Source organism: Paeniglutamicibacter sp. (genome assembly GCF_046714615.1).
Classification (GTDB): domain Bacteria; phylum Actinomycetota; class Actinomycetes; order Actinomycetales; family Micrococcaceae; genus Paeniglutamicibacter.
Genome location: NZ_JBKKAP010000034.1, coordinates 1 through 9,744, shown reverse-complemented (window position 1 = coordinate 9,744; position 9,744 = coordinate 1). Strand labels below are relative to the sequence as shown.

9 protein-coding genes are annotated in these 9,744 nt (G+C 66.1%); 3 read left to right on the top strand and 6 right to left on the bottom strand.

Annotated features, from left to right (window positions below; genetic code table 11):
• Positions 1–120: 120 nt before the first annotated feature.
• The 6 genes from mnhG to ACLQ7E_RS04125 are packed head-to-tail and all read right to left on the bottom strand — an operon-like array spanning position 121 to position 6,472.
• Complete coding sequence (mnhG, locus tag ACLQ7E_RS04150; protein ID WP_411731292.1) at positions 121–528, bottom strand: monovalent cation/H(+) antiporter subunit G; 408 nt, start codon at positions 526–528, stop codon at positions 121–123.
• Positions 528–791: a monovalent cation/H+ antiporter complex subunit F gene (locus ACLQ7E_RS04145; protein ID WP_411731291.1), complete on the bottom strand. Its 264-nt coding sequence runs from the start codon at positions 789–791 to the stop codon at positions 528–530. Before ACLQ7E_RS04145 ends, mnhG begins: the two co-directional genes overlap by 1 nt.
• Positions 788–1,402, bottom strand: a complete 615-nt coding sequence (locus ACLQ7E_RS04140; protein ID WP_411731290.1) for a Na+/H+ antiporter subunit E — start codon at positions 1,400–1,402, stop codon at positions 788–790. The genes ACLQ7E_RS04145 and ACLQ7E_RS04140 overlap by 4 nt, the downstream gene beginning before the upstream one ends.
• Positions 1,399–3,027, bottom strand: a complete 1,629-nt coding sequence (locus ACLQ7E_RS04135) for a Na+/H+ antiporter subunit D (protein WP_411731289.1) — start codon at positions 3,025–3,027, stop codon at positions 1,399–1,401. The genes ACLQ7E_RS04140 and ACLQ7E_RS04135 overlap by 4 nt, the downstream gene beginning before the upstream one ends.
• Positions 3,024–3,488, bottom strand: coding sequence for a Na(+)/H(+) antiporter subunit C (locus ACLQ7E_RS04130; protein WP_411731288.1), 465 nt, complete (start codon positions 3,486–3,488; stop codon positions 3,024–3,026). The genes ACLQ7E_RS04135 and ACLQ7E_RS04130 overlap by 4 nt, the downstream gene beginning before the upstream one ends.
• Complete coding sequence (locus ACLQ7E_RS04125; protein ID WP_411731287.1) at positions 3,485–6,472, bottom strand: Na+/H+ antiporter subunit A; 2,988 nt, start codon at positions 6,470–6,472, stop codon at positions 3,485–3,487. The genes ACLQ7E_RS04130 and ACLQ7E_RS04125 overlap by 4 nt, the downstream gene beginning before the upstream one ends.
• 246 nt (positions 6,473–6,718) lie before the next feature.
• Here ACLQ7E_RS04125 and ACLQ7E_RS04120 point away from each other — a divergent pair, with 246 nt between their 5' ends.
• From ACLQ7E_RS04120 to ACLQ7E_RS04110, 3 genes are read left to right on the top strand one after another with little or no spacing between them, the layout of a single operon-like run.
• A complete protein-coding gene (locus tag ACLQ7E_RS04120; RefSeq protein WP_411731286.1) occupies positions 6,719–8,062 on the top strand; it encodes an MFS transporter in 1,344 nt (447 codons plus the stop codon).
• A 26-nt stretch (positions 8,063–8,088) separates the two neighbouring features.
• Positions 8,089–9,117: a malate dehydrogenase gene (locus tag ACLQ7E_RS04115; RefSeq protein WP_411731285.1), complete on the top strand. Its 1,029-nt coding sequence runs from the start codon at positions 8,089–8,091 to the stop codon at positions 9,115–9,117.
• A 27-nt stretch (positions 9,118–9,144) separates the two neighbouring features.
• On the top strand, positions 9,145–9,633 hold the full coding sequence (locus ACLQ7E_RS04110; protein ID WP_411731284.1) for a GNAT family N-acetyltransferase: 489 nt from the start codon (positions 9,145–9,147) through the stop codon (positions 9,631–9,633).
• Positions 9,634–9,744 lie beyond the last annotated feature (111 nt).

The window sequence follows — 9,744 nt, the reverse complement described above, 5'->3', positions numbered from 1 at the left end:
TCCGCAAAAACGGCCTCTCCCACTGCCCCCTGCGGGGCCCAGGGGTTCCCGGTGAACCCCTGTGTCGTTTCCGGCATTCACGTGAGTCGGGCCATTGGCCGCCCCGGGTGCCGCGGCGATTTAGTCGATGAAGTCGGTGCGGTCCCGCGGCCTGCCCTGGACGTTTTCGTGTTCCTCCCGCTGTTCTGCGGCCTCGACGACCGCCGCCAGCTCGTCGGCGATGAGGGTCTCGCGCTTGAGGTGCCGCGTCCGGTATCCGGCGCGTCCCACCATGTGTGCCGAGACCGGTGCGGTGAGCAGCTGCAGCAACCAGGCCAGCACGAGCACCGGCAGCACCGCCCAGGAGCGCAGTTCCAGCCCGAGCGCCGACAGCAGCAGGAACAGGCCCAGCACCTGTGGCTTGGTCGCGGCGTGCAGGCGCGAGAGCAGGTCGGGGAAGCGAAGCATGCCGATTCCCGCGGCCAGCGACATCAGGCAGCCGACGATCATGAACGTCCCGGCAACCACGTCGATGATGGTGTCAAGCATCAGGCGTTTCTCCGATCCGTGACGAAGCGGGAGACCGTGACCGACCCGACGAACCCGACCAGGCATGCCAGCAGCACGAAGACCAGGTTGTTGGTGTGTTTGTTGACGGTCATCTCGACGCATAGCGCCGCCGAGATGATCAGCAGTAGGACGTCGGTGGCGATGACGCGTTCCAGGATGGACGGGCCCTTGGCCAGCCTGACGATGGCCAGGACGGCGGAAATCGACAGCATGATTCCGCAGATCCACAAGACAATGTTCATGAAGGTGCTCCGTCTTCCGTGCTCGGGGCCGCTTGTTCGGCGTTTAGCGCTGCCAGCTCTTCGGTGGTGCCCATCATGCGGATCAGTCGTTCCTCGATCAGCAAGACCGCTGCCCTGGCCTTCTCCACGCCAGCCTGGTCGTTGACGTTGAGCACATGCAGGTACAGCGTGGAGGAGCTTCGGTCCACCTCGACGACGTAGGAGCCGGGCACCAGCGTCAGCACGTGGCCCACGAAGGTGACCAGCAGGTCCGACTCGGTGCGCAGCGTGACGGTGATGACCGCGCTGGTGGTCCGCGGCCCGCGGAACACCGCCAGGTACATGACCTCGAAGCTGGCAAGCGTCACGTCCCGCAGGAACGTCCCGATGAAGACCACTGCACGCCAGATGTTGAAGCGCCCCGAAAGGATGATCGGCGGCAATCGGAAGACCCGCACCAGCAGCAGCGAGATGAGCAGCCCGAAGACCAGGTTGCCGATGGCAAAGTCCTGCCAGAGGGCGCCCCAGACCAGCATCATGCCCACCAGCAGCGGGATTTCCTGGCGCAGCGTGGAGCGCTGGCGCTGCCCGTTCTCGTCCTTGGCGTCGGCCAGGCGTTGTTCCCGATTCATCGTTCTTGCCCCTCTCCGGCGCCGAGGACGGCCTCGATGTAGTTGCCCCGCTCGAGCATTTGCCCTGCAACCCGGTCGGTGAAGTCAAAGAGCGGCCCGGCAAACACCGTCAGGGCCACGCCCACCAGCACCAGGGCTGCCGTCATGGCGAGCATGCCGTTGGGCAGCAGGGCGGCGTTACCGCGATCTGAATAGCGGCTGGCCGGTTCGTCGGCGACGATGTCGTAGGTGGCCCCGCGGGCCTCGGAAACGCCCACCAGCAGCAGCGGGTCCGGGTCCACGGCGTCCTCGGCATTGCGCCAGAACGCCCTGTTCCAGATGCGGGCAACTGCAAGCAGCGTCAGCAGCGAGGTCAGCAGGGAGACGCCCACCAGCACCCAGGCCATCGGGGTGCCCAGCTCGGCGCCTCCCTGGACCAGCCCGAGCTTGCCCAGGAACCCGGAGAACGGCGGAATGCCGCCCAGGTTCATGGCGGGGACGAAGAAGAGCAGTGCCAGCAGCGGGGAAAGCTTCGCCAGCGAACCGAGCCGGTCGATGTTCGAGGTCCCGGCCCGGCGCTCGATGAGCCCCGCCACCAGGAACAGCGAGGTCTGCACCACGATGTGGTGGGCCACGTAGTAGATGGTGGCGCCGAGCCCCAGCTGGTTTCCCACCGCGACGCCGAAGATCAGGAAGCCGATGTGGCTGGTCAGCGTGAAGGAAAGCATGCGCTTGATGTCGGTCTGCGCCACGGCACCCAGGATTCCCACCAGCATGGTCAGCCCTGCCACAAGCATCAGCGCGTCGGAGAGCTGGTTCCCGGGGAACAACAGCGTCTCGGTGCGGATGATGGCATAGACGCCGACCTTGGTCAGCAGCCCGGCGAACACCGCGGTGACGGGTGCAGGCGCCGTGGGGTAGGAGTCGGGGAGCCAGAAGGACAGCGGGAAGACCGCCGCCTTGATCCCGAAGGCCACCAACAGCATCACGTGCAGCACCGTCTGGGTGCCCGGGGAGATCTCGGCCAGCTTCACGGCCAGGTCGGCCATGTTCACGGTGCCGACGGCCGCGTAGATCATGCCGATGGAGATCAGGAACAGCAGCGAGGAGGCCACCGACACCACCACATAGGTGGTTCCGGCGCGGATGCGTGCGGTGGTGCCGCCCAGGGTCAGCAGCACGTAGGATGCGGTGAGCAGGATCTCGAAGCCCACATAGAGGTTGAAGAGGTCCCCGGCGAGGAAGGCGTTTGACACGCCCGCCACCAGGATCAGGTAGGCCGGGTGGAAGATTGACACCGGCCCGTCCTCGTCCCCGTCGGCCAGGCCCTGGCTGGTGGCATAGAGCAGCACGGCCAGCGAGACGATGGTGGAGACCACCAGCATGAAGGCGGAGAACCCGTCCACGACCATGGAGATGCCGAAGGGCGGTGCCCAGCCGCCGAGGGTGACCGAGTAGGTCCCGCCGTCCCAGACCAGGGCCAGCATCCAGGCCTCGAGGCACAGGGTGATGACGAGGACGCCGATGGTCACCGCGCGCTGGGTGCGGCGCCTGCGGCGCAGGATGAAGGCAAGTGCCGCGCCGAAGATCGGCAGGGCCACGGCCAGCGGGGCAAATGAAACGGCCGTCAGTGGTGCATCGATCATGCGCGCGTCCCCTCGTCCTTGGTGATGTCAACGGGCACTGACTCGTCGCCCTCGAATTCCGTGGTGTCTTCCGGCACCGGGGAGTCTTCCTCGAAGTCGAAGGTCGACTGCTGCGAGACGCGAAGGTCCTCGTCGTCGTCGGCAACCACGTCGGCCCGGGAGATCACCCAGGAGCGGTAGATGATGCCCAGCATGAACGCTGTCACCGCGAAGGTGATCACGATGGCAGTGAGGATCAGCGCCTGCGGCAGCGGGTCGCTGTATTGCTCCGCCCCGAGCTCCGCCTGGTACAGCGGGGCCTCGCCGCGGCGACCGCCGGCCGCCAGGATCAACAGGTTCACCCCGTTGCCCAGCACCACGATGCCCAGCAGCACCCGGGTCAGCGAGCGTTCGAGCAGGAGGTAGATCCCCACCGCAAAAAGTACGCCCATCACTATGAGCAAGGTGATATTGGTGCTCAACGTCCCACTCCCGTCTCCGCGTCGGAAACCATGTCATGCGTGTCGGTGGGGCTGCGGCCCTCGGAACGGTCGTCGATTTCCGAGCCCAGGGAACGCAGCACGTCGATGACCAGCCCTACCACCACCAGGTACACCCCGATGTCGAAAATCGTCGAGGTCACGAACTTGTGTTCCCCGAAGAGGGGCCAGGTGAATTCGATGGCGGCGGAGGTGAACATCTGCGCGCCGAAGAACAGCGGCACCGCGGCCGTGAGCGCGGCGAGCCCCAGCCCGGTGCCCATCAGGGTTCCCGGGCTCACCGGCGTGGCCTCGGTGAGTTCCACCCGGCCGCCGGCCAGGTAGCGGATGGTCAGGGCCAGCCCTGCAAGCAGGCCGCCGGCAAAGCCGCCGCCGGGGGTGTTGTGCCCTGCCAGCAGCAGGTACACGGAGGCCAGCAGGATGGTGTGGAAGAGCAGCCGGGTGACCACCTCGAAGGTGATGGAGCGTCGCTCGGGCGCCAGCGTGTGGCCGGCCACCAGCCAGGAGTCGCGCTTGGAGATCGCGAACCTCCGCGCCACGGCCAGGCCGGCTCTGCTGGGGCTGGCTCCGCCGATGGCCTCGGAGCCGTGGTCCACCGATCCGGAGGGCACCGCGGTGACGCGCAGCCGCTTGTCGCCGCGCCCGCGCACAAAGATCAGCGAGGCGACACCGGTGGCGGCGGCCGCCAGCACCGTGATCTCGCCGAAGGTGTCCCAGGCACGCATGTCCACCAGGGTCACGTTTACGATGTTCTTGCCCGCCCCGCCGGTGTAGGCCAGCTCCGGGTAGGCCAGCGAAATGGGGTCGGCCACGCGCGAGGCCATGGCGGTGGCGGCGATGTAGATCATTGACGCACCGAAGCCGATGCCGATCAGCGCACGGCCCAGCCGGTGGCCCGTGGGGTTCTTGGCCCACAGCTCCACGGGCAGGGCCCGCAGTGCCAGCACGAAGGCCACCAGCACAATGGTTTCCACCAGGAGCTGGGTGACGGCCAGGTCCGGGGCGCCCTGCAGTGCGAAGATCGCCGCCATGCCGTAGCCGCTGACCGAGACCATCAGCACGGCCAGGAAGCGCCGGTTGGCCTGCACGGCCCCGATGGCACCCACGACCATGATGAGCCCGATGACCATCTGGGCGGGGTGGTCAAAGGCGATGAAGTTCCCCGGGTCGGGGGTGCTGAGCCAGATCGCTGTCGTCGCGGGCAGCACGAGCGCCACGGTCAGGATCACCACGAGGTAGAAGGACAGGGAACCGCGCTGGGTGCGGCCGGTGAGCCAAATGGCCAGGTTGTCCACGCCGCCAACGGTGTACTTGTAGTCGCGTTCGGCGTCGAACACCGCCGGGACCTTGCTCTGGAACGCGAAGACCTTTTGGCGTCCCAGGAAGAGCAGCGCACCGACCATCATCGTCAGGGCGGTGAGTCCCAGCGCCGGGGTGAAACCGTGCCAGAGCCCCAGGTGGATGGGGGCCTCGGCGGCGGCGAACAGCCCGATGTACGGGGCGATGACCCCCTCAAGGACCTGCGGGATCCAGGCGAACACGACGGTTGCCGCGGTGAGCACGAGCAACGGCGTCAGGAACAGCACCGGCACCCTCGGGAAGACGGTGGGCGCGATGCCGGGCTTGGCGGCAAAACCGCCCCAGAGGAAGCGCGCGGCGTAGGCGAAGGTCATCATTGAACCGACCACCACTCCGATGAGCAGCACGACGCCGGTGGCGCCGTTGCCCTGGGCATATTCCAGGAGGGACTCGTAGACCGCTTCCTTGGCCACGAAGCCGAAAAGCGGCGGGAACCCCGCCATGGAGGCCGCGGCAATCGCGGAGACGGCAAAGAGCAGCGGCGAGGATTTGTAGACCCCGGAGAGCTGGTGGATGTCTCGGGTACCGGATTTGTGGTCGATGATTCCCACGACAAGGAAGAGCGTTGCCTTGAAGAATCCGTGTGCCAGCATCATGGCCAGGCCGGCCAATGCCGCGTTGGGGCTGCCCATGCCCAGGATCAGGATCAGGAAGCCCAACTGGGAGACCGTGCCGTAGGCGAGCAGCAGCTTGAGGTCGTGTTGCTTCAGCGCGCGCCAGCCGCCGATCAGCATGGTGGCCAGGCCAAGCCAGAGCAGCATGGGTTGCCAGAAAGCGGTTTCGTTGAAGCCGGGGGCCAGCCGTGCGACGAGGTAGATGCCTGCCTTGACCATCGCGGCCGCGTGGAGATAGGCCGAGACCGGCGTCGGGGCTGCCATGGCACCGGGAAGCCAGAAGTGGAAGGGGACCAACGCGGACTTGGAGATCGCCCCGATCAGCACCAGGGCAATGGCCACGTCGATGTAGGTGCCCAGGGCCGTGAGCTCCGGGGCCATCGCCAGGATCTCGGAAATGCGGTAGGTGCCGGCGGCATTGCCGAGCATGATCAGCCCGGCCAGCATCGTCAGGCCGCCAAAGGTCGTGACCATCAGGGCGGTGAGGGCAGAACGCCGGGCGCTCATGCGGGTGCGGTTGAAGCCGATCAGCAGGAACGACAGGATGGTGGTCAGTTCCCAGAAGATGAAGAGCAGGAGCATGTCGTCGGCCGTCACCAGGCCGAACATGGACGCCGCGAAGGCCAGCAACTGGGCACCGAAGGCGCCGGTGTGTGGATCCTCGTTCTTGAAATAGCGTGCGCAATAGAACAGCACCAAGGCCCCGACGCCCAACACCAAGAGGCACAGCACAGCTGAGAGTGCATCCATCCGGAAATCAAGATGGGCGTTCAGCGGGCCGATCCAGCTATAGAGCTCGGACGGCGGCGCATTGGGTCCGCCACTGGCGACAGCCTGATCGGCCTGGGTGAATCTCGAAAAATTCGCCACGAGCCAGGCGAAGGCCACCGCCGGAACGGCAGCCAAAACGTAGAACGTTGAACGGCCCAGAACTCGAAAAATGAATGGCGCAATTCCGGCAACGGCAAAAAGGGCAATCAGGACAAGGAGCACACGTATCTCCTATGGTCGGCGGGCCAGTGCCCTGGCAACAAAACGGTCAAAAGGCAGCTCCCAGCTTATCAGCCGGCACCTCCCGCCCGGTGATTTGACCCGGAATTCAGCTGATGAAATCTTGCGGAATAATATGCCTTTCCGGATTGTTTAAGACCCTACCCGCAATGATCAATTCTCCGGCACGCGTGGATGCATTAATCCGGAGCTCGCCCATAGTTGGTTCGATGCGACTACGATGCACCCATGAGCGAGTTTCCTGCGGCACCGTCGGCCTCGACCGACCGGCAGAGAATTATCACCAAACCCGTCATGGCATGGGCTTCCTGGGACTGGGGTTCGGCGGCCATCAACGCGGTGATGACGACCTTCGTCTTCACCGTCTACTTGACCAGCGACCTTTTTGGGGACAAGGACACCAATTCGGTGGTCCTGGGCAACGGGCTGGCGATCGCCGGTGTGGCGATTGCGCTGCTGGCCCCGGTGACAGGATTGCGCTCGGATGCCGGAGGGCGCCGCCGCTTCTGGCTGGGCGTGAACACGGTGATCGTTGCGGTGCTCACCGCTGCCTGCTTCTTCGTGTTCCCCGAACCGCGCTTCCTGGTCCTGGGCGTGACGCTCATTGCGCTGGCCTCGGTCTTCGCCGAGTTCGCGACGGTGAACTACAACGCCATGCTGCCGCAGATTTCCACCCCCTCCACCATTGGCAAGGTCTCGGGCTTCGGCTGGGGAATGGGTTACCTCGGAGGAATCCTGGCCCTGGCCATCGTCCTGTTCACGCTGGTGACCCCTCTCTTCGACTGGGCGGGGGCCTCGGAGACCGATGCGCTGAACCTGCGACTGGTCGCGGTGTTCTCCGCGCTGTGGTTCCTGGGCTTCGGCCTTCCGGTGCTCTTCGCGGTCCCCGAGATCCCGGGTGAATCCGGTGGGCCGCGCTTCACCGTCCTGCAGTCCTACGCCGAGTTGTGGCGCAGGGTCGTGGCCCTGGCCCGCAAGGACCGCCACACCGTCTTCTTCCTGCTGGCCAGCGCGGTCTTCCGTGACGGGCTGGCCGCCGTGTTCACCTTCGGCGGCATCATCGCCGCCGGTACCTTCGGGTTCCCGCTGCAGCAGGTGATCATCTTCGCCATCGTCGGCAACGTCGTCGCAGCCGCCGGTGCCATGGTCGGCGGGCTGCTCGATGACAAGATCGGCCCCAAGCGCGTGATCATCGCCTCTCTCATCGGGCTGCTCGTCGCGGGCCTTGGAGTCTTCCTCTCCCCGGGGGCCTCGGGCTTCTGGGTCTTTGGCCTGCTGCTGTGCCTGTTCGTCGGTCCCGCACAGTCCTCAAGCCGCGCGTTCCTGGCCCGGTTGGCCCCGGTCGGACAGGAGGGCGAGCTCTTTGGTCTCTACGCCACCACCGGCCGCGCCGTCAGCTTCCTGGCCCCGGCACTGTTTGCCGCGGCCATTGCGCTGGCCTCTCCCCACGTTGCCGAGGCCCAGCGCTACGGCATCCTGGGCATTCTGGCCGTCCTGTTGCTCGGGCTGCTCCTGCTGATTCCGGTGCGGGCACCGCGCCACGGACCGACCCCGCTGGATCGTGGCTTTTGACCCACATTGATGGTTGCATGGGGGCCATGAGCACACAGGAATCCGTGACCGTGACCGTAACCGGTGCCGGAGGGCAGATTGGGTATGCGCTGCTCTTTCGCATCGCCTCGGGAGCCATGTTCGGACCCAAGACCCCGGTCAGGCTGCGGTTGCTGGAGATCCCTGCAGGCCTGAAGTCCGCGGAGGGAAGCGCCCTGGAGCTGCAGGATTGCGCCTTCACCACTCTGGACTCGGTCGAGGTGACCGACAATGCCGCGCATGCCTTCGCCGGGACAAATGTTGCACTGTTGGTCGGTGCGCGGCCACGCGGTCCGGGCATGGAACGCGGGGACCTGATGGCGGCCAACGGCGCCATCTTCGGCCCCCAGGGCTCAGCTATCAACGCCGGTGCCGCCGACGACGTGAGGGTCCTGGTGGTGGGCAATCCCGCGAACACCAATGCATTGATCGCCGCCGCCCATGCACCGGATGTCCCGGCCGAACGCTTTACTGCCATGACCCGCCTGGACCACAACCGCGCGCTGGCCCAGTTGGCCCGGACCCTGGATGTCCCGGTGGCCTCGATCGGCAACGTCATCATCTGGGGAAACCACTCGGCAACCCAGGTTCCCGATGTCTCCCACGGCGTCCTTACCGCCTCCGACGGCACCCGGCGTCCGCTGCCTGACGCCCTGGCCGAAGCCCTCGGCGGTTCCGCCAAGGTGGCCGCGTGGCTCGATGAGACGTTCATTCCGCGGGTGGCCAAGCGCGGGGCCGAGATCATCGAGGTAAGGGGTTCCTCCTCGGCGGCCTCGGCAGCGGCGGCGGCCGTTGACCACGTCCACGACTGGATCTTGGGAACCGCGGGTTCCTGGACGTCGGCGGCGGTGCTTTCGGACGGGTCCTATGGTGTGCCGCGCGGGCTGATCAGTTCCTTCCCGGTGCACTCCCGCGACGGCGCCTGGGAGATCCAACAGGGACTTTCGGTGGGCGCGGACGTGCATGCCCGGATCGACAGGTCCATCAAGGAACTCGAAGAGGAACGCGACATGGTCAAGTCCCTGGGACTCATCTAATACGAAATCCCGGAAAGGAATTGGTTCGTGGAGCAGAGCGCAGTCTTGCATATCGATGGGTTGGAAATCGCGGTGCGCGATGCAGCCCAGGACGACCTTCCCGCACTGCTGGCCCTGCTGGCCGACGACGCCTTGGGAGCAACGCGTGATCCGGAGTCGAGCGCCGAGTTGGAACCCTACCTCGCTGCCTTTGCGGCAATCGAGCGGGACCCGTCGCACCGGCTGCTGGTATGCGAGAGCGCCGGGCGCGTGGTTGCCATGCTGCAGCTGTCCTTCATTCCGGGTCTTTCCCGCCGCGGGGCCTGGCGTGCCCAAATCGAGGCGGTGCGCACCCACGCGGACTTCCGGGGCCGAGGCCTGGGCAGGGTCTTTCTGGAGTGGGCCATCGAGCACGCGCGCAGCCGCGGCTGTTCGTTGGTGCAATTGACCACCGACAAGAGCCGCGCCGACGCCCACCGTTTCTATGAGCGGCTGGGGTTTGAGGCAAGCCACGAGGGCATGAAGCTGGTGTTCTAGGGAATCTCCCCAACCTGCAACCCCGGCTTACAGGCGAGGGGGGGGGGGGGCGGGGCGGGCGGCGCGCGGCCGCGCCCCAGAGATATATTTTTTTTTAATTTGTTGGGGGGG